12 protein-coding genes, 1 tRNA gene and 2 pseudogenes are annotated in these 21,682 nt (G+C 41.0%); 7 read left to right on the top strand and 8 right to left on the bottom strand.

Translation table 11 applies throughout. The features are described 5' to 3' along the window. Nucleotides 1-6 precede the first annotated feature (6 nt). From ACSBL2_RS08765 to ACSBL2_RS08775, 3 genes are read left to right on the top strand one after another with little or no spacing between them, the layout of a single operon-like run. Nucleotides 7-693, top strand: a complete 687-nt coding sequence (locus ACSBL2_RS08765) for an HAD hydrolase-like protein (protein WP_442591312.1) — start codon at nt 7-9, stop codon at nt 691-693. Nucleotide 694: 1 nt separating this feature from the next. Next, the gene (locus tag ACSBL2_RS08770) at nt 695-1,996 is read left to right on the top strand and encodes a DUF5690 family protein (protein ID WP_442591313.1); all 1,302 of its coding nucleotides are present in this window, start codon (nt 695-697) and stop codon (nt 1,994-1,996) included. Then, nucleotides 1,993-3,123, top strand: coding sequence for a TIGR03364 family FAD-dependent oxidoreductase (locus tag ACSBL2_RS08775; RefSeq protein WP_442591314.1), 1,131 nt, complete (start codon nt 1,993-1,995; stop codon nt 3,121-3,123). Before ACSBL2_RS08770 ends, ACSBL2_RS08775 begins: the two co-directional genes overlap by 4 nt. Before the next feature lie 185 nt (nt 3,124-3,308). Here ACSBL2_RS08775 and arr read toward each other — a convergent pair whose 3' ends face one another. The 5 genes from arr to ACSBL2_RS08800 all read right to left on the bottom strand — a co-directional run bounded on the left by arr (nt 3,309) and on the right by ACSBL2_RS08800 (nt 12,920). Further along, on the bottom strand, nt 3,309-3,755 hold the full coding sequence (gene arr / locus ACSBL2_RS08780) for an NAD(+)--rifampin ADP-ribosyltransferase (protein ID WP_442591315.1): 447 nt from the start codon (nt 3,753-3,755) through the stop codon (nt 3,309-3,311). Between the two features lie 1,363 nt (nt 3,756-5,118). Then, a tRNA-Pro gene (locus tag ACSBL2_RS08785) sits at nt 5,119-5,192 on the bottom strand. Nucleotides 5,193-5,395: 203 nt separating this feature from the next. Next, the gene (locus ACSBL2_RS08790) at nt 5,396-6,832 is read right to left on the bottom strand and encodes a RagB/SusD family nutrient uptake outer membrane protein (RefSeq protein WP_442591316.1); all 1,437 of its coding nucleotides are present in this window, start codon (nt 6,830-6,832) and stop codon (nt 5,396-5,398) included. Nucleotides 6,833-6,863: 31 nt separating this feature from the next. Continuing rightward, complete coding sequence (locus ACSBL2_RS08795; RefSeq protein ID WP_442591317.1) at nt 6,864-9,947, bottom strand: SusC/RagA family TonB-linked outer membrane protein; 3,084 nt, start codon at nt 9,945-9,947, stop codon at nt 6,864-6,866. A 528-nt stretch (nt 9,948-10,475) separates the two neighbouring features. Next, nucleotides 10,476-12,920, bottom strand: coding sequence for an outer membrane beta-barrel protein (locus ACSBL2_RS08800; protein WP_442591318.1), 2,445 nt, complete (start codon nt 12,918-12,920; stop codon nt 10,476-10,478). A 506-nt stretch (nt 12,921-13,426) separates the two neighbouring features. On the opposite strand from ACSBL2_RS08800, the gene ACSBL2_RS08805 reads away from it, so the two are divergent. Beyond that, the gene (locus ACSBL2_RS08805; RefSeq protein WP_442591319.1) at nt 13,427-16,399 is read left to right on the top strand and encodes a SusC/RagA family TonB-linked outer membrane protein; all 2,973 of its coding nucleotides are present in this window, start codon (nt 13,427-13,429) and stop codon (nt 16,397-16,399) included. Nucleotides 16,400-16,409: 10 nt separating this feature from the next. Beyond that, nucleotides 16,410-18,038, top strand: a complete 1,629-nt coding sequence (locus ACSBL2_RS08810) for a RagB/SusD family nutrient uptake outer membrane protein (RefSeq protein WP_442591320.1) — start codon at nt 16,410-16,412, stop codon at nt 18,036-18,038. Nucleotides 18,039-18,369: 331 nt separating this feature from the next. Here the strand turns inward: ACSBL2_RS08810 and ACSBL2_RS08815 are convergent. Next, nucleotides 18,370-18,605 (bottom strand): annotated as a pseudogene (locus tag ACSBL2_RS08815) (winged helix-turn-helix transcriptional regulator). A 360-nt stretch (nt 18,606-18,965) separates the two neighbouring features. Between ACSBL2_RS08815 and ACSBL2_RS08820 the strand changes: the two are divergent. Continuing rightward, nucleotides 18,966-19,283, top strand: a pseudogene (locus ACSBL2_RS08820) (SDR family NAD(P)-dependent oxidoreductase); the annotation flags it as partial. 25 nt (nt 19,284-19,308) lie between these two features. After that, entirely contained in the window at nt 19,309-19,599 is a 291-nt protein-coding gene (locus tag ACSBL2_RS08825; protein ID WP_442591321.1) for an SDR family oxidoreductase, read from the top strand. 479 nt (nt 19,600-20,078) lie between these two features. Here ACSBL2_RS08825 and ACSBL2_RS08830 read toward each other — a convergent pair whose 3' ends face one another. After that, complete coding sequence (locus tag ACSBL2_RS08830) at nt 20,079-20,834, bottom strand: hypothetical protein (protein WP_442591322.1); 756 nt, start codon at nt 20,832-20,834, stop codon at nt 20,079-20,081. A gap of 12 nt (nt 20,835-20,846) precedes the next feature. Continuing rightward, entirely contained in the window at nt 20,847-21,560 is a 714-nt protein-coding gene (locus ACSBL2_RS08835; RefSeq protein ID WP_442591323.1) for a hypothetical protein, read from the bottom strand. Nucleotides 21,561-21,682: the final 122 nt, after the last annotated feature.

The following is a 21,682-nucleotide window of genomic DNA, read 5'->3' on the forward strand; positions in this document are numbered from 1 at the left end:
TAGAAAATGGGAATCAAATTAGTCGTATTTGACATCGCGGGAACAACCGTAAAAGATAATTTTGAAGTAAGTAAGACATTCCAGGCTGCGCTGGACAAGCATGGTTACCAGATGGCACTGGATGTCATCAACCCTTTAATGGGCTATGAAAAGAAACTGGCCATCCGCAAACTTCTTGCACTGGATGGGGTAGAAGAGGCGGAAATCACACCGGCACTGGTGGACAGTATCCATGCTGAATTTGTGAGAAAAATGATCGAATTCTATGAGACCAACGAAGACGTTGTTCCGCTTCCCCATGTAGAGGAAACCTTTTTAAAGCTTCGCGGACAAGGCATTGCGGTCGCCATCAATACCGGTTTTTCAAGGGATATTGCAGATGTCATCATGGAACGATTGCAATGGAAACAAAAAGGACTTGTTGACCATGTCATCGGTTCTGACGAAGTGGAACTGGGCAGGCCGCATCCATTCATGATCCAGCGCCTGATGGACTACAGCGGAATCACTGACGCCCAGGAAGTCGCCAAGGTTGGTGATACCGAGGTGGATGTAAGGGAAGGCCAAAATGCAGGCTGTAAGTATGTCATTGGCGTTACGACGGGTATTTTTTCCCGTGAGGAACTGAATTTTCACCAGCCTACGCACATCATAGACGATGTTTCCGAGCTTTTAGATATTATCAAATCATAACATGAGACTACTCCATCAATTCAGACAAAAAGTTGCCACATGGCCATATCCAGTCGTAACTATCCTGGCAGCAGTCTCGGCCTTCGGTGCCTATACCAGTATGTATGCCTTCCGTAAATCTTTTTCTGCGGGCTTTTATGGTGAACATGAATATATGGGCATCGACTATAAAGTCTGGTTGGTGGTTGTCCAGTTAATCGGCTACACCCTCAGTAAATTTTACGGGATCCGTTTCATTGCGGAAGTCACCGCCCGGAAGCGGGCATTTTATGTCTTGCTTTTGATCGGGATAGCCTGGCTGGCGCTCTTTTGTTTTGCGGTGGTACCGGCTCCCTGGAACATCGTTTTTCTGCTGATCAACGGTTTTCCGCTTGGAATGATCTGGGGATTAATTTTTGGCTACCTGGAAGGGAGAAAGTCGACTGAATTTATGGCGGCAGTAATGTCGGTAAGCCTTATTTTCGCTTCAGGGTTTGTGAAGACAGTAGGGCGGACGCTGGTCACCAATTTCGGGGTAAATGAGTTTTTCATGCCATTCCTCACAGGAGCGCTATTCGTTATTCCGTTGTTATTGTTCGTCTGTTACCTGGAAGTGATGCCGCCACCAAGTAAAGAAGACAGGCAAATGCGGGCTGAACGTATTCCCATGAATGCTGCGCAGCGGACGCAATTCTTCCTGCGTTTTATTCCCGGAATCATACTGATTATCATCATCTATGTCATGCTAACCGTTATGCGGGATGTACGTGACAACTTTGAGGTGGAGATCTGGGCAGATCTGGGGGTAAAGGGAAACAGCATCTTTACCCATGTAGACACCATCATTTCCATCATCATCCTGGCGATGATGGGCCTGTTGATCCTGGTAAAGAACAATCTTCAGGCTTTTAAGTACATTCACCTGTTCATTTTTCTGGGGTTTATGGCTATTGGTGTATCCACCTGGATGTTCGACCGGCAGCTCATAGATCCTGTGCTCTGGATGACCTTCACCGGAATAGGATTATATATGGGTTATGTACCTTTTAATGCAATCTTTTTCGAGCGGATGATCGCTACCTTTAAATACAAAAGTAATGTGGGCTTTGTCATGTATGTGGCTGATTCTGTGGGGTACCTGGGTACCATCAGTATCATGATGTTTAAAGAATTCGGGCACCAGGACATCAGCTGGAGCAGTTTTTTCAAAGACGGGATGATCTATGTAGCAATCATAGGTGGTGTTGGTACACTGCTGTCCCTGATTTACTTTGTTCAGAGTGAGCAAAATTCTAAAATGACCTATAAATACAAAACGATATGAAAGAAAGATCAGCTATAGTAATTGGTGCCGGTATTGTCGGCCTTGCCACGGCCAGGGCTTTGGCGGCCAGGGGCTTTAAGGTAACTGTTTTCGAGCGTAATGAATACGCAATGGGTGCGTCTGTCCGCAATTTCGGGATGGTTTGGCCTATTGGGCAGCCGACAGGCCATATGTATGAGCGTGCCATGTTATCCAGGAAGATCTGGAAGGAGGTTTGTACAGAAGCGGATATCTGGCATGATGAAGTAGGGTCACTGCATCTGGCTTACCATGATGATGAGGCTCAGGTTATGAAAGAATATGTAGATGCCAATGAAAACAGTCGCGACTGTGCCCTGTTAAGTGCATCTGAAGCATTGAAACGATCAGGAGCGATCAATCCTGAAAACTTAAAAGCGGCACTCTGGAGCGCTGAGGAAATGATTATTGAATCCAGGGTTGCTGTAGGGCAGGTCGCCAAATACCTTCGGGAAAAATATGATGTCCGGTTTCATTTCAATACAGCCATTTCGGTAGTTGATGGTGGCAGTGTCTATTCCGGAAAAAGGAAATGGAGTGCTGATGAGGTCTTTGTTTGCTCCGGAGCAGATTTTGAGACCCTGTATCCCGAACTTTTTGCTGAAACTTCCATTACCAAATGCAAACTGCAAATGCTGAGAATAGTGGGGCAGCCTGAACAATGGCGCATTGGTCCTTCACTATGTGGCGGTTTATCCCTCATTCATTATCCGGGGTTTAAATCGGCAGCGACACTGCCGGCCTTAAAGGAGCGGTATGAGCGGGAGTATGCGGAGGAACTGAAGTGGGGGATACATGTAATGGTGTCGCAAAATGGGGCAGGGGAGCTGACCATTGGTGATTCCCATGAATATGGGTTGACACATGATCCTTTCGACAAGGCTTTTATCAATGATATGATCCTGTCTTACCTAAAGACATTTACACAGTTCAGGGACAACCGGATAATACAGACCTGGCAGGGAATCTATCCCAAAATGACCAATGGAGCCAGTTCTTTTCTTGCAGCCCCTGAAGAACAGGTGACCATTATCAATGGCCTGGGTGGGAACGGAATGACGCTTTCATTTGGCTTCTGTGAACAATTCATTGCTGGGAAGTTTGATTGATCAATAAGCGCAATGATGCCATTTGAGCTTTGAACGCAAAGGGGATGGGCGGGATGGCATCATTGCAATTAGACCATAAGTTTTTAACTGAGGCAACCACCATCACTTTTACTACGGTCGAAGACAGTTGTGAATGCCTCGGAACTGTTACCTCCACGATCACATCTTTTTCAAGATCTATTGGATCAGTCGTTTAATGAATTTATCCCCTGTGCTTTTAATCGTTCGAGATGGTCTTTCATTGTCTTCACTTGTTCAGTGGGGTGTCCTTGCCAAATGGTGATTTCAGCTACAACCCTGAATGGGTGTGTTGAACGGTAAGACTTTGTTGGATTTCCCGGAAATTTTTGGTCTGTCAGGTCAGGGTCGTCTTCGATCACTCCTGTTGGCTCTACCAAATAAATTCTTTCCCTTCCTTCACCAATGGCCAGTTCGGCAGCCCAAATTGAGGCATCTAATGTCGCAGTCAGGAAAATATATTTTGCATTTTTCTTATGTCCATAATTAGAGTTGAAACCAATTGTAATAAGGTCGCCTATCTTTAAATCGGCTCTTGTTCCGTGAAAATAGGTCTGTGCAAAAGGTGATGCACATTTTAAGCTTAATTTCTGTTCATCTTTGTTTTGTTCCATTATTCAAGTGTTTGCAGTTAGAACAGGCCAAATTCTAGGTAATAGTGGAAGATCGGTATGGTGCCCCTCCATGTCGTAAATCTACTGTAATTTACCATATTTCATATTAAAACTATGGATGCTGGGAAAAAGTTGATGACAAAAAAATTTAAAGAAATAACGAATCAAAACCAAAAGTTGTAGGGAGCATGTTAAACTAGGTATAAATCGGTGTACACGTATATAATAAGAATTTGATCTTTCTCCTCCACCTGAATTGTACTTCTAATTGCTTTGAGTTTTAGCATTAGAGTTTCTATAGAAATAGCATCAAAGCAGTTTGAGAATTGATCACCATTTTTTACTCTTCCACATTCATCTTGCTCAAAAATATCAATGATGCTCTCCCAATACCAGGAAGCAAATAAGAAGCCTTCAGAAAAGTAGATTGATTTTAAACCGGGAACCAGTGTAGATTTTGTATGCTTATCACAATTTCTAATAACAAACAGATAGTATATTATTAATTATTTTAATATCATATGATGATCATAAATTTAAATCAGACGTGCACGGATTTTAAGTAATTGTACTCGCTCTCTGTTCGGTAGGTGTTCGGTCAGAGAGCGACTCAGGTGTATATTATTTCCGTGAAAAGTCCGTGTAAAAATCACTAGTTGTTTTTACTCCCTCAAAAGTCGCAGTCAACTCGCAGTTGACACGCAGCTTGCCCGAGGACGTGTAGAACAATTTTAAAACCATTACCAAGTTCTAAATATACCCAATCCTAAACTATTGCTAATTTTACACAAAATGAAAATACTTCATATAATGACCTCTGAGTGAATTAATAATTCAGCGCATGATATGATATAAATCCTTGCATTTAAGCGCACAGCAAAGCTTTAAATAGCCTAAAAACGTAAATTATCAATTCTTACACAGAGCCCCGGCACAACAGTCGAGATATATCGCCGGATTGAGGTGGTTTCTGATCAATTCTAATCCGGTTACCCTCCATATTTCCACGGTCAGAGATCGAGAAAATTTCAGTCTGATTTGTATTTTTTTATACAGATGTCCTCTGTTGATTTATCATTAACCAATAGTTAAAAAATAGATATCATATCTTCAGGATCAAAATTTGTATATCTTCCTCTTTCTGGACGGACTTTGATTCAGTTTATTTGATACAGGATCATTAAGTATAAAACATAACAGGTCTTCATATCGTGATCACGTTGGGAAAGTTCCACACTTTCAAGCTGAACATTTTGCCTATGCCCACAACTTTTGATCTTGATCCGCTTTGATTCTTGATCCAAAATTCTGCGAATTTTTGGGCATAAAAAAAGAGATCATTTGATCTCTTTTTTTATTTAAGTCGGGGTGGCAGGATTCGAACCTACGACCTCCTGCTCCCAAAGCAGGCGCGATACCGGGCTACGCTACACCCCGAACTTGACCAACGTTTTAAATTAAAAATTAATCTATCCCGTTGTTGGGATTGCAAAAGTAGGATAAATAATTAGATGTGCAAATTTATTTTATGATTTATCCTGTGGTTTTTTGATGTTTTTTATGTTGCTTCTTGTAAGCTATTGATATAAAGTGTAATCCGATTTCGGATTACACTTTATCTTTGTGGCTAATAGAACATATCAGGGAGTATATATCCCTTCATAAGGATTCTGATCACCCGGATTAAGGTTGGTATTACTTGTGAATTCACCTATAGGCAGCTGTAAAATGAATTTCCAGGATCTTGCAGCGATTTCCGGCTTCAGTGGATGGTCGCCTTCTCTGTGTACGGGTTTTTGATTTCTGATTAAATCAAACCAGGCAAATCCTTCAGCATACAGCTCTTTACGTCTTTCCGTCAGAATATCTTCAATCAGTTGTGGGCCTGTGGAAGTTGTTCTGCTGGTATTACGCTGATCCTGTAATTGCCATAATACTTCTTTTGCATTCGCTTCATTTCCCATTCTGGCATGAGACTCTGCTTCAATTAAATACATTTCTGAGGCACGCATCAATACCACGTCACCATAGTAATCGGCAGCATCACGAAATTTATCAGAGGTCCATAGTCCGACGTCTGTCCTTAACCGGAATTGATTTCTTACATCATCAGTTTCAAACAAATCTTTGAATTTGTCATTCACAAACATAAAATCGAAAGTCCAGCGGTCACCTCGTGTCTGGTTTGCCCATAAGGTGAAAGGGGAGGCATTACCAAAATTGGCATCCACAGTCTGCGGGGCCGCCCACATCCATTCTTCTTTGCTCCAGTCGTTAAACCCTGAACGGTAATCGTCGGCATTCATCAGCGGGAAACCAGTTTTTGCGGACTTCGCCAGTTCTGCTGCCTTTGTCCAGTCTTCCATAACCAGGTAAACTTCCGCAAGAAAACCTTGTGCTACGCGCTGATTAATCTGGCTTTTAAAACTCCTGCTCATCGGTGCAAGAAGTTCAATTGAAGATTGCAGGTCATTTACGATATTGGTATATACTGTAGATACTTTCTCTCTGGGCATACCAACTGTAGTGGCACCTTTGCTGTAATAAGGTATTCCGGGCATCTCTTTAGCAATAGCATAGGTCTGCTGATAAAATCTGACCAGGTAAAAATAGGCCCAGCCTCGGATGGCCAAAGCCTGACCTTTAATGAGGTCCTTCTGACTTTGCTCTCCCGCACTTTCATCGATATTGTCAAGAATGATATTCGCATTGTTTATAATCGTATAAAAATATTCCCATACATTTCGGGTCAAGAGCGCATCTGCTCTGGTTTCTGCAAGGTTATGGGCGTAGTAAACCTGTAGCTGGCCCATGGAATTTCGAACAATTAAATCATTCCCAGCGGCATCAAAGCCATTGCTGAATTGAATAACAGTGCCATATTCAACATCCTGATTTCTGAGTCGGATATAGGAATAGATGCCGTTAAGAAGGGTTTGGGCACCATTGGCATTTTTGAACAATACCTGGTCTGATACCTGAGTTGATGGATTCGCTTCCAGATAGTCTTTGCAACCTGTTCCTTCTGTGCAAAGTACTGCAGTGATCAGGAAAAGTATAATTTTTTGATATTTCATAATTCTGATATTTTGAATGTCTATACAAATGTTAAAATGCAGCCTGCAGGCCAACTGACCAGCTTTTACGAACTGAACCTGTAGCTGTGCCGTTAGGACCATTACTCACAATTCCATTTACTGTGGTCTCAGGGTCGGTGCCGCGATTTGCTGCATTTCCCCAGGTAAGCAGGTTTGTTCCCTGTGCATAAATCTTAACGGAATTCAATCCGTATTTCTTGGAAATAGCAGATGGGAGTGTATACCCCAGTGACAGGTTTCTGAGTCTCAGGAAGGTGTTATCAAATAAATATTGAGAAGAGTATACAGAGATATTATTTTGGGTGTATTCCGATAGTCTTGGAATGTCAGTTTCCCTGTTTTCAGGTGTCCAGCGGTCCAGTGCATCCACGCTCATATTGAAACCTCTTCTCCATCTTACGCCTTCTGCGTAGTCTCCGTCATACATTTTTCCACCAATACTGTAATACATCATGATGGATAAGTCAAATCCTTTATAAGAGAAGTTGTTCGTTAAAGCGCCAAATAGATCAGGGATGGAAGATCCCAGGTACCTCATTTGTGAAGTAGTATTTACACTGGTATAATCTTCAGTTCTTTCCTGTCCATTCTCTGTAAACTTCCACCAGGTATTGTTTCCGTTTTCAGGATTTACACCTGCCCATACAGGTCCAAAAAATTCGTAGCGCGATACCCCTTCAGTAAGCTTAAATCGTCCCTCGTAGATTTCGTTTTGCGGCAGCCTGGTGATTTTGTTTTTATAGCGGGAGGCATTCAGATCTACGGACCAGTTTAAGCCGCTACCCTGAATCAGTTTTGCGCCCAATTCCAGTTCCAGTCCTGTGTTTTTAACATCCCCGACATTCTCGGCTATAGTGGGAATCCCTACAGAAGGAGCAAGCGGCCTGTTAAAGATGAGGTCTTTTGTAGTCCGGTTAAACCAATCCAGTGTACCATGAATGCGGTGTCCAAAAAGGCTAAAGTCTATACCAACATCTGTCTGTACGTTGCTTTCCCAGATTAAATTAGGGGTAGGAAGCGAGGATAACAATACTCCGGGATTTCCGTTGTCATTCCATCCTGAGCTATACAGCCCCTGATAGGCGTAATAACCTACTGCTACCTTGTCATTACCCACAGTTCCATAACTTGCTCTTAATTTCAGGCTATTGATCCATTTCGTGTCTTTAAGGAAGTTTTCCTCGTTTAATAACCAGGAGGCACCAACTGACCAGAAATTACCCCATCGGTTATCAGGGTGAAAACGGGAAGAACCGTCTTTCCTGAAACTGGCCGATAAGTAATAGCGCCTGTCAAAATCATATTCTGCCCTGGAGAGGTAACTCTGCAATCGGTAGTTGTCTTCATAAGAGGATGTACTTCCTCTCACCGCAGTTGCATCCAGTTCATAAAGTCCGCCGGAGGTGAATCCCTCTCCAGAGGTATAAACATTGTTATATTTTAATTTGTAGTTTTCCTGTCCGGCGAGGATATTGATATGGTGTTTATCCCAGGCATGTTCATAGGTTAACAGGTTATTAAAAGTGTAGGAAAAATTGCGTGAAGCATTGCGACCCGCCCATCCTCCATAGCCTGCTGAACTGGTCAGCGTAGCCGACTGATAGTCAAGGCTGTTGTTTTGCTGCAGGTCGGTGCTGATGCCTGACCTTAATTTGAGTCCGGGAATAAACGTGATTTCTGCGAAACTCCTCGTGCTCAGGTTGTCCTTCTGGATGCCTCCGAAATTCCAGTCATAAGCATTTTTGTATTCGCCCATGAATCCGGGATTCCATCCTCTCCATTCTGTGCGTGAACTGTTTCCGAAATCGGGCATCAGGTTTCCATAGGGATCCGTTTGATATTGATTGTTCTCGTAATCCCATTCATATACCGGGTAAACTGTAGGTATTACCCTGGTAAAACGGGCTTCTACACCTGGATTTTGCTGAAAGGAGTGACTGTAGGAAATATTTGTCCCTACAGTCAGCCATTTTTTGAGTTGTGAGGTCAGATTCAGTCTGCCGGAATATCTTTCGAATTCCTGTACATTAAAACTCCCTTTATCATTCAGGTATGATCCGGAAATGAAATATTGCGTTTTGTAATCCTGACCAGCCGAGCCGCTTATGTCAAGCGTATGTTCCTGACGTAAACGTCTGCTGAATAATTCTCCAAACCAATCTCCATTATAAAGCTGTACGGCATCTGATTTTAGTTTGCCATCCAGTCCGATAGGGGTTGGGGTGTTGAATACATTTTGTGCAGGGTTTTGGAAATAGTATCCGACCAACCGGTCTGTGGCGTACTGAGCCGCTTCTGCAGCACTTTTACCCTGATCCGTTTGTCCGTTGCGGATGGCCTCCCAGGCCAGTTCGAAAAGGTTTCCCGGATTGAGTTTCTCCGGATACTGTACGGCCATATCAGAAAACCCGAAGTTTGTACGCAGATTGATCAGGGGAACGGTAGATGTTCCTTTTTTGGAGGTAATGACAATTACTCCGTTTGCAGCTCTGGATCCATAAAGGGAAGTAGCGGAAGCATCTTTCAACACTGTCATTGACTCTACATCATTTGGATTGATTGCACTAAGGTCTCCATTATAGGGCATTCCATCCAGCACATATAAGGGTGAATTATTTCCGCCTACAGAGCTGAGTCCCCTGATGGTAATTTCGCCATTACTGCCCGGAGCACCATTCGTATTCAGTACCTGAACACCGGGGCTCATTCCCTGTAGTGCCTGACTAATATTTGTCGGCTGTGTAGATTGGATTTTAGCGGCGCTGACAACCGTTGCGGAACCGGTATAAGTACTTTTATTTGCTGTACCATAAGCTCCATTGATGACAATTTCCTGAAGTGTTTCATTGTTGTCTGCCAGTTTAACTTCAATGTATTTCCTGTTGTTAACAGCAATCTCCTGTGTGATATACCCTATTGCTGAGATGGTTAGCGTAGCTGTTCCAGCTGCGTTAATCGTAAATAGTCCCTGGTTTGAAGTTAAGATGCCATTTGTGGTTCCTTTTTCTTTGATAGATGCTCCTGGTAATGGTGCGCCTGAACTATCTGTGATTTTTCCCTTTACAGGAGAATTCTGAGCGTAAGCTGACTCCATAAATAGGAGTATGCTTAATAATGGAATTAATAAGATTTTTATCATAGCTGATTGTTTAGGTTAATGGGGCTCGTTGAGGTGTGGTTCTGAATCCCGGAGTAAACTTAATCTGCATGAGAGGCTTAAACATCTCTAATTTTATCTTATTATTGACTTATTTTGTTTAAAAATTTTTTATTGTATCTTTTTTGTTAATAATTAGGTTATTTTATTTGTGTTTTTGTATGTTATGTGATTTTTATATTGTTTGTTTGTGTATTTTGTGTAGTTTAATTTGTGTGTTTGAGAGTTTTTGTGTTAGTATTGATTTTTTGTTGGTGTAATTTGTGTTTTTATTTTTGTTTATACATTTTTTATTGTTGAATGGTTGTTTTTTTAAGGTTTGTGAGTTGGGATGTTAGTTTTTTTTAGATTTTCTTCTGGTGCAGATAGAAAGTGTACATGTTTTTCCTCTAATTGCATCTGTCTTCAGCTATAGATGGGGAACTGGGTGGCTTAGATTATCCTCAAAGCAGTGGATTAATTAGTTTACAATCTTTGTGATTCGTTTTCCAGTCCTGATTTCCGGCTGTCATTTGTTTTGATCTTATGGTTACCAAAGCGGTAACTGAAATTTAACCTCAGCTGGCGGGTTTCCCCTCTATAGGTGGTATGCAGCAATAAATTATTCAGCTGCGTGTCTGTATTGATTCTGTTTGTCCAGAATATATCGGAAGCTGCAAGCCTAAGGGTTGCTTTATTCTGCATTAAATTCTTCTGTAAACCCAGGTCGACCTGTGAACTGCTTTTTATAAATGTATTTAAGCCGCTTATGTTTTTTGAGTTCATGACCCCTGAGATCTCGGCTGTCAATTGACCAGGAAGGTTAAAATTCTGCTGGAGATTAATTGTACCTGCAAAACGGCTGCGTCTGTAATTTCCATACGCCTCGGTTCCAACTTTATTCTCCAGGCGGTATCCTATTCCGGTCAGGCTCATGTTCCACCATTTTGATAAACTGAGCTGTTGCGTGATGGTTAAATTCAGGTTATTTTGAAAACCGATATTTCTGGGTACCATATGTATGATATCCCCCTCTGAAACTTCTGTTATGGTGTGGCTGATGTCACTGGTGTGGGTGTAACTGGTGGACACTGTTGTTTTTTTGTAACTATACTGGAGAGCCAGCGTGTTTGCATATTGCGGCTGCAGAAATGGATTGCCTGTCCAATAGGAAAGCTCATCTATAGGGTATGAAAATGGATTCAGGTTATTATAGGCAGGGCGGTCAATGCGACGGGCGAAACTTAAATTATAGGTGCCGGATTGTTTGGTTTTATAGGTAATCGCAGCTGTAGGAAATACATTCAGGTAATTTCTTACCACTGAAGTTGCCGACTGGCTGCTGCCTTCCCTGGGTTGTAAATCCCCCTGAGAATGTGTGTTTTCCAGTCTTGCGCCGAGCTCCAGGCTCAGTTCATCATTTATAGGTGTTTCGTATTTCAGGTATCCGGCAGTTATTTGTTCTTTATAGTGGAACGTATTGGATCGATTCACATCGATGATATTGACGCTGGTATTCGCATCATATTGATCAAATGTATTCTCGGCACTGACCTCTGAAAATTTTGCGCCTGCCAGTATCCTTGCCTTCCGAATTGGAAAACCATAGTCTGCCTTGACCGCGTATAATTTAATGTCCCTGCTGTTGGCTACCAGGAAATTGTTGGCGGATTGAAATACCCCGTTGGGATCATAAAAAGTATTTGTACTCAGATTTTTTGTAGCAGCATCAAAGATTCCATAGTCTGCATCTATATCCAGACTGGTGCGGTTGCTGCCTTTGTACCTGTAATTTACATTGGCATTATATCTCCTGGCCATCTGGTCAGGGTAGCTGCTCTGACTCTTCAGTAGCTGCAGAAGATCGCCTGTTGCCTGATCGTAAATATGTGTGGTCGGGGTGATCAGTCCACCACCACTTGAAAAATTGGCATTCATTACCATTCCAATAGTTTTTGTGGTGTCTATGGCATAGTCCAGCCCCAGGCTTGATCCTATGTTATGGCGTTTATCCACATCGTGATTGGAGTTTAAATAAACCTTTCCGTTTGTGCTGCGGTCATAGTCATAGTCCATTGCAAAATGTCCGAAATTATGATTGTAACTGCCAAACAGATTAACTTTCCCTTTACGGAAGTTGAGGTTCATATTGGTGTTTTGTTTCAGGGTTTTGCCATAGGCAAGTCCATTGTTGATACTGCCGTTAAAACCTTCTGCAATGGATTTTTGGAGGATTAGATTAACAATTCCTCCGGTACCGGCAGCATCGTACTCTGCTGATGGATTTTTGATGACTTCAATCGATTTTAAATCGGACGAGGACATTGATTTTAACAGCTGTGCAAGTTCCTCTGCCTGCAAATAAGTTTGTCTGCCATTGATCATCACCAGCGCAGCACTGGTTCCGTTCAGTGTAATGGAATTATCCTGATTCACGATGATCCCCGGAGTCTTTTTCAGGGCTTCCAGGGCGTTCATTCCTTGTGCAGTAGTGCTATTCTCGATATTATAAATCATTTTTCTGCCTTCAATCCTGATGAGGGGTTTACTGGCCGAGCTTTGAATGATGACTTCCTTTAAGCTGCGCTCGGTACTTTCAATCTCAATCACGCCCAGATCCATAGGGCCTGATAATTTCAAGAGTTCACTCTGATAGGATAATTTGCCCAGATAGCTGACCGATAAAACATAATTTCCTGCAGGTGCAGAAAATAAAAAGGCTCCGTTTGTATCACTGACCCGTTGTTGAGCCACCTGACCATTATCCCCATTTTTTAAAAATAGCGTTGCACCCTCAATAACTTCCTTATTTGTGTTTTTGACAATCCCTTTTAAAATGACATTGACACTGTTTTGGGCGTAAACTTTTGGTATAAAGCAGCTGAGCAGGAAGAGAAGGAGGATACGTATTCCAGGAAAAGGTTGTTGCATCAATAAAATGTTTATAGCAGGTTGCTATAAAGTAACCATAAAGAATAGGCATTTGCAACATTAAAATTGATTTTTAGCTATGAGGTAAGGTGTTATTGGAAGGGATTTCTGGAATATATTATTCATGAGGCTTGTTTTTCAGGATTAGCAGTGATCAGCGGCAAAATGTTTTGTTTAACAGCATGTTATTGACCATCAATCTGGTGATGAAGAACAGAATCTCAAACTTAAAGGATAAATAATACCATCTGGGAAATAATCTCCTTTTTTCTGCAAAATAAAAGGAATACAGCTATCCAGGTTAAAGGATTAGTGTATTTAAGTGGTTAAAAACCGTATTGTAACGGGTAAAATACAGTTAATAGCCGATAGGTTTTGGGCATATATTAGACTATGATAAATGTTTCATTGACATTTATGAGCAAACCTCTTCCTATTCCGCTATAACCAACCCATAGGAAGTCGTTTGAATCAATCTCAACCAAACCAAAACTTAATGTAATTCTATGAAGAAAAATCAACTAAACCACAGGAAATGTTTAAGCTTGACATTCCTGTTTCTTCTGTTACTCTCGGTCATGGGTGCCCAGGCCCAGGAAAAAGTAACAGGAACCGTAAAAGATGTGAAGGGAATTCCCCTGCCTGGCGTCAGCATATTGGAGAAAGGTAAAAAAAATGGTTCCCGAACGGATGAGAAGGGTAACTTCTCCATCCAGTTAACTGCTCCCAATGCTGTTTTAGTTTTCAGTTATTTGGGGTATAAAACAATTGAAACGAGTGCTGTTACAACGGGCGGGATGGGGATTGTTTTGCAGGATGATATCGCCGGACTGGACGAGGTGGTGGTCATTGGTTATGGTACGCAGCGTAAAGGTGATGTGACCAGTGCCGTGGTGAGTGTTAAAGCAGCAGATTTCCTGGGCGGTAATGTTCAGGATGCATCTGATCTGATCCGCAGTAAAGTGGCGGGGTTAAACATTACAAAAGGATCGGGAGATCCGAATGCGTCCTCCAGAATTCTGTTACGTGGTATTTCTACGCTGGAGGGCAGTACTTCCCCTCTGATTCTGGTAGATGGTGTAGTGGGGGATATGGCTACGGTTGCCCCTGAAAGCATCGAATCTGTTGATGTACTGAAGGATGCTTCCGCAGCAGCAATTTATGGTACCAGGGGTGCAAATGGGGTGATCCTCATCACCACAAAAAAGGGCAGCAGGGGAGAGCAATCCCAGGTAACCTATCACAGTTATGCATCGGTATCCAATTACTATAAACTGCCGGAATTCATGAGTGCCCAGGATGTCAGAGAAGGGTTGACAAGTTTTACCGATCAGGGTACGGAAACCGATTGGATCAAAGAGGTGACCCGTACAGGAATAACACAGAACCATAGTTTGAATCTTTCCGGCGGAATGAAAAATACGACGTATTCAGCAAACGTGACCTACCGCGATGAAAATGGGGTGATCAACGGAACAAATGCCAATACATTGAAAAGTACTTTTGATATCAATCATTATATGCTGAATGATATCGTCAAACTGAACTTCAATGTTATTGTAGGAGAAAAGAAGAATAATGCGACAGTAGCTTCCGATCTGGGAGTGGTAAATGTTTACCGCCAGGCACTGATCAGGAATCCGACAGCTCCGGTTTATAATACTGATGGAAGTTACTATGAGGATTATAATGTCTTTCAATATTATAATCCGGTAGCGATGGTGAATGAATTTAATGGGGAACGCAAGGAAAGGTGGTCGAGACTGACCGGTAACCTGACTATCGAACCGGTTAAAGGGTGGAAAACCAATATCATGTTGTCAAGAAACACAGAAACCGGTCTTTATGGTTATTATGCAACGAAAAAATACTTCTCCTCAACCATAAATGGATATAACGGATCTGCTTACCGTTCCGATGCAGATAGTCGTTCAGATAATATGGAATTAACTTCTTCCTATAATAAAACGATTGGTAAACATTCTTTCACGGCGCTTGCAGGATACAGTTATCTGTATAATGTTTTTGAATCGGGCAGTATGTTTAACTTTAACTTCCCTACAGATGTGTACAGTTACCACAATATCAATCAGGGAGTCGCGCTAAAAGATGGAAGGGCCTCTATAGGAAGCTCCAAATCAGATGATAAGCTAATCGGTTTTTTTGGCCGTTTGAGTTATAATTATGACAACCGGTTTAACTTACTGGCCAGTTTCCGTCGTGAGGGATCTACGAAGTTTGGGGATAACAATAAATGGGGAAGTTTCCCTGCGGTATCTGCCGGATGGACACTGAGCAATGAAGCATTCATGAAAGACCTGACCTGGCTGAGCAGCCTGAAACTTCGTGCCGGTTATGGGGTAACAGGGGTTATTCCAGGGTCATCATATCTCTCGCTCACGAAATATAATTATGGAACAAATTACTTTGTAGATGGGAAATGGGTAAGCGGATTAGGTCCAACGGAATATAATCCAAATCCGGATCTTCATTGGGAGAAATCCAAAGAATTAAATATCGGGGTTGATTTCAGTCTATTCAAAGAACGCCTCAGTGGATCGGTGGATGTGTATAACAAAAAGACATCGGATATGCTGTGGGATTATAATGTGCCATTGCCACCGAACCTGTCTACACTTACCAAGGCAAATGTTGGAAAAATGCAGAATAAAGGGATAGAGGTAATGCTTGCAGGAGTACCGGTAAGAGGAGAAGCCTTTGAATGGCGTTCCAATTTAACCTTCTCTCATAACAAGAATAAGTTGGTTAGTCTTTCCAACGACCTCTACCAGACGGTGAACTTCCTGAATACCGGATATGCCGGTGATCCTATATCTGTACCCACACACCGCTTGGAAGTGGGTCAGTCTTTTGGAAATTATTGGGGACTTAAATCTGTAGGTTTATCTGAAAATGGATTGTGGATGATTGAAAATCCGCAGACAGGTGAGGCAGAGGAGTTTCAGACCAGCATGCTGACCGACAATTATCGTCAGTACCTGGGTAACGGTCTGCCTAAAGTGTTTTTAGGATGGGGTAATACTTTCAAATATAAAAGGTTCGACTTAAATGTTCAGATGAGTGCACAGCTTGGATTCGAAATTCTTAACGAGCAGCGTATGTTTTATGAAAATAACTCCATCGCTTACAATAGGCTGGCCTCAGCAAAGGATCTTGTTTATGGGGTGTCAACTTTATCGACTGCACAATCACAGACTTTTGTGAGTTATTATCTGGAAAAAGGCGATTTCCTTAAGATGGACAATGTTGCCCTGGGATATACTTTTGACCTGTCTAAAAGCAAAGCGGTCAAAAACCTCAGGCTTTATGTAACCGGCGAAAACCTATTCTGTATAACAAAGTATTCAGGTCTTGATCCGGAATTAACTAATACTGACCTGCAGGGTGCAGGTAATGATCCAAGGGATAAATACCCAACTATCCGTTCTTTCACATTTGGAATTAACGTCTTATTTTAATTAGAACAACATGAAGAAAATGAATATAAAAAATAAGGTCTGTGCAGCTGTGCTTGCAGGCTTGCTCTTCTCGCAGTCTGCCTGTACGGATTTGTCTGAAACGCTCTATAGTGATATCGCTACAGAAAAGACAAATTTTACTGATGCAGATATCAAAAACCTGATTGCACCTGCTTTCTCTAACCTGAGAAGTGTTTATTGGGGATGGGATGGAATGTTCGACATCTACGAGGAATCGTCCGATCTGCTTATGACGCCTTATAGAATAGGTACAGGCTGGGGGGATTATTATATCACTATGCATAAACATACCTATCATTCCTCTGTATCGCACTTCTATAATCTCTGGAATTTCGGTTATAAAGGCATCGGCAGTATCAATAACGTACTTGATCTGCAGAACCCTGTGGTAGATGAATACAGGCCGGAATTGCGTGCCATGAGGGCGTTGTTCTATTATTATTTATTTGATAATTTTAGAAATATACCACTGTTGACAACAAATAAGTTAGAGGCAGGATTTCTTCCTTCGCAGGTGGGGCAGCAGGAGATGTACGATTTTATTGTTTCTGAATTAATTGAAGTGAAGGAGACCATAAGTACCAGTACGACCAATTACGGGCACATGAACAGGTATGCTGTCAACATGTTGCTGGCGAAAATGTACCTGAACCATAATGCCTGGTTTGGTGGCAATGACAATACCTATTATCAGAAGGCATTGGCGGAGGTAAATGAGCTCATCGCTGCAGGCAAGTATTCCCTGGCACCAAATTATACAGATCCTTTCAAGGATAACCTTGCCAGCTGTCCTGAAGTAATTTTTGCTCTTCCTTTTGATATTGTTTATGCAAGTGGTAACTATTTATCCAATAAAGCATTACATGGTGGCAGTGCGGCTACTTTTAGTTTGAGTTCTGCACCATGGAACGGCAGTTGCGCAGTGCCACAATTTATTGATACTTATGATGCTGACGATTCCCGGTTGAAGTCAACCTGGCTCATCGGTACACAATATACTGCAAATGGAAACGTCATTCAGATAAATGGCAGCCCTATGGTGTACACAAAGGATGTGACCAGTATTGATAATCCGGGTGCATATGAATTTGAGGGTGCCCGTTTTCAGAAATACCAGATCTTGGCAGGCAATGTGGGGACTTATTCAGATGATGTTCCCTTATTCCGCTTAACTGATGCTTATTTTATTAAAGCAGAGTGTCTTTTACGTTTGGGTCAGGATGAGCAGACTGCTGCCGATCTGGTAACTCAGGTTCGTCGAAGGGCATTTACCAACAATACCAGTAAGGCTGAACGGACAGTGGCACAGCTGAAAGGGGCAAGTGTGTATAATTACGGCCATTATGAAAATAAGAAATGGCAGACCGTTGAAGGAGGAGCTAATATAGAGCTGGGAGGTCTTCTGGATGACCTGGCATGGGAATTCGTAGGAGAACACCACAGAAGGCAGGATCTGATCCGTTTTAAGGTAACTGGGACGGATGTCAATGTGTATACCGGTAAATCCTGGTTCTGTAAAGATGCTGAAACAAGCTCTGCGAACTACAAGAATGTTTATCCGATCAGTCAGACATTTCTTGATGCTAACATGAATTTGAAACAAAATCCTGGATATTGAGATCAGTGATTTTTTATACCTGGTGATTTATCCGAAAGGATTAATAAAGCCGCTTCAGAAGAAATTTTGAAGCGGCTTTTTGGTGTTTTCAGATAGTTCTTCTATACCTGGAGATAGTGGCAGGATGCTGAGTCAGGCTGGTTTTACAATTGTCAGTCGGTATTGGTTTTATTGTATTTTAGGATTGTAAGGTTATGCCTCATAGTCCTTCTGTCCTTGAAAATGATGCAATAGAGAAAAGATGAAATTTATACTTGTCTATGGAGGCAAAGTCTAATCTTCGTTTGCTGAATTTGCCTTTGCAATAACCTCCCTCAATTTATGCTGATGTTCAACTCCATTCTCCAAGCGTAAATATTACCGGTATCAAACTTTTCCCCAAATCTGTTAAACTATATTCTACTTTTGATGGGAGCTGGGGGGAGTCTCTTTTGTAACCAGTTCATGTTGTTCCAGTGCATTTAGGTGCATATTCAGGATCCGTCGGGAAGCATCAGGAATTTTACGCTGCAGTTCGCTGGGTCTTTGTGGCCCTGGTGAATAAAATATAATAAAAGGATTTTCCATTTCCCTTAAAGAACTTCAGCTAATAGGTCGAGCCCACAATTAAGTGACAATCCTATCTTCTTTTCATAAGTCATAAACAAGGATAAAATATTACTCCTGATGTTGCCATAGGGATAAATTTATCCCTATGCGAATCATTTTTCCGTATTTGTTTGAACCCTCATATAGCTCAGATTTGTCTTATGAAGAAAGAAATGGATCAATATCGCTTTAATAACGAATTATCAGTTAAAGTTGCCCTCGTAACAGGAGGCACAAAAGGAACGGAAGAGCAATAGCGGAAAGGCTGTCACAGGGTGGAGCTCAGGTGATTGTAACTGCCCGAACAAACCAGAAGATATCTCGGATGACGTCCAGTTTATTACGGCAGATCTCAGTACGGTTGATGGTACCACAAATTTGATTGCTGAGGTTAAAAGCCTGTTTGCTGGAGTTGACATTCTCATTAACAATCTGGGTGGCTCCGAAACGCACGGAGGTGGATTTAGCTTTTTAACGGACAAACACTGGGAGGATACTATTCAGGCAAATCTCTTTGCACCTGTTAGATTAGATAGGGGACTATTGCCTTATATGCTGGAGAAATTGGCAGGTTGTATTTTACATATTGCTTCGATTCAGGGAAGCCTGCCATTATATTATTCAACTATGCCTTACGCTGCTGCAAAAGCTGGCCTCATCAACTATAGCAAAAGCCTTTCTAATGAGGTTTCACCGAAGGGTGTATGGATGGATGCTTACCGTCTCCCCGGGATGGATCAGAACATCTACTGCGATCAGAATGATGGAACGACTAACACAAAGTTCAGGTGTTGGTATAGAAGAAGCGACTCAGGGTGTAATGGGTTCTCTTGGAGGAATACCTATGGGGAGGCCGGCTGACCCTGCAGAGGTTGTCGAATTAGTTGGTTTTCTAGCATCTCCGCGGTCTCCTTACTTAACGGGAGAGGAATATGTGATTGATGGGGGCACAATATCTACATTTCAATTGTAATTTCTTGAGTAGTCATAATATTTTTAGAGATAAACTTAATTATATAACTTTCAGCAAAAACCTTTCAGAGTTTAAGAAATTCTTAAAATAAAAAAATCCTATAAGTCGTTGACTTACAGGATGCTTAATTCAGGTGTTAAAATATTGATTGTTAATCGTATATCAAATAAAAATCAATTCAAGGAGCCTAATTGGTTACATTTTATTGGATATAAATTGTGCCTGATTAATGCTCTTATAGTTTATTGTAAAAATCTTTCTATTTTATTTTTTTTAATCTGTAAGTTACATTAGTATAGATTTGAAGAAGATGAGTGATGACTTATTCCATTCTATTCTACTTTAGGGTAATTGTTCTTTATAGGAAGAAAAATAATGTGTGTTTAGAATATATGAAAACGTTATGATAAAGGAATTAAGCTCTTTAATTATTACACGCTTGATGTGGTAATAATGATGGTTAAATTCAGCCTAAGTTATTATGGAATAATATTCTCAGTTGCTGATAAAGTGGTAATAAAAGAAGGAGAAGTATTAATATCTCCACTAGACTGCCAAGCATATCCGCCAGTCAGTCCTATAAAAAATGACCAACTTGATCCTCCTAAACTGAAACTACCTTGTATACTTCCCGATAAATGCCCTTGACCTCCTGCCCCACCTGTCACAGTTGCAGATCCACTTCCATTTCCAAGTCCTGTATATGTCACCAGTGGGGAGCTAGCAGAAGAGCTTACGACACCTGACGTTCCATTCAGGTAAGTTTTTACACCTGAAATTTTTTTCCAAGTGTATCCTATGGTCGCATGAGAAGTATATGAAACACCAACCATACTTAAAGTTGCGCCGCTCACCTGTGCAGTATTTGATGCCGGTGCGGTATATGACTTATAGTCTATACCTTGATCTTCTGCTAAGGATGAATTGATGCTTTGTATATCTTTAGATACAAATTCATCAGTTTCGACTATACTTGATGCTTTTGATTTTACTAACAGGGAGTCTTTATTATCTAGATATTTTAGACTCTGATACACTTCTTTGAATGTACTCACTTTTGTTATAGAATCATTTGTTGGAGATGTGGGGCCGATTAAGCGTAAGTTAACCATTTTCTCCAATTTAGCTTTGTAATAGGCTTCATCTAGTTGCTCATTTTTTGCAACATCCTTTTTACAAGAAGTCATTATTAGACAAAATGTCAATAATAATAGCAATGATTTGTTTTTTTTCATAGTTTTTAAATATTAATGATTTAATTTATTAAATAATTCAACAATCTCGGGTTTGCTTAATCCTGTACTGACCTCTGTGATAAATAATTGACTGATTTTTGGAGGTTTATTAGTTTCGTTCTTATCCTCCGATTCAAACCAAATGACTTGATATTTGAATTTTGGCAATAATCCATTTAATGGGGATTCAACTTTTATTTTATCTTTGGTATAAGCGAATCTGCAGGGTTGCCCGGAAATTTGTGCAATTGCTAATTGGCATTTAAATCCATTTATTTCAAATATATGTTTCGATAGTGTATCTAGTTTTTGAAATTGAGCTGTATCCTGTTTAAGGCTGGCTCTGTAAAAAAGATCGTAATTATAATCTTTTAGGTTGTATTTTTTAAATTCGTCTTTTTTTGAAGAATACGTTTTTCCTATAACTTTTTTAGATGTATAATCTATCAAATAAATGGGAGTCTCCATCACTGCAGTTAGTTTTGTCGTATCATTATTGTTTGGTGTCTCTAATTTAACTACGTTAGGTTCTGCTCTAAGAATTAAATTCTCAGCGACGTTATAAGTAGACCTATTCCACATTCGGCCCGAAGTGTCCTTACAATTGCTATCTGGTAGATAATACCATGAGACAACAATTTTACCTTGTCCGAAATTATGCTTATTTTGAGCTATAGCTCCTGTGGTTAAGAAAGTAATAAAAAATATTCTTAGTAAGAATGACATGCTTTTCGGATTGTTTTTTTAAAAATATTTATATTTACGTTCAAATAGTGGTTGAATTTTATCAATAAGTTTGCAATAATTATCTTTTTATTAAGAATTTGAGTTTTTATATTTTTTTTATT

Origin of the sequence: Pedobacter sp. AW31-3R (genome assembly GCF_052180285.1) — a bacterium.
Taxonomy (GTDB): domain Bacteria; phylum Bacteroidota; class Bacteroidia; order Sphingobacteriales; family Sphingobacteriaceae; genus Pedobacter.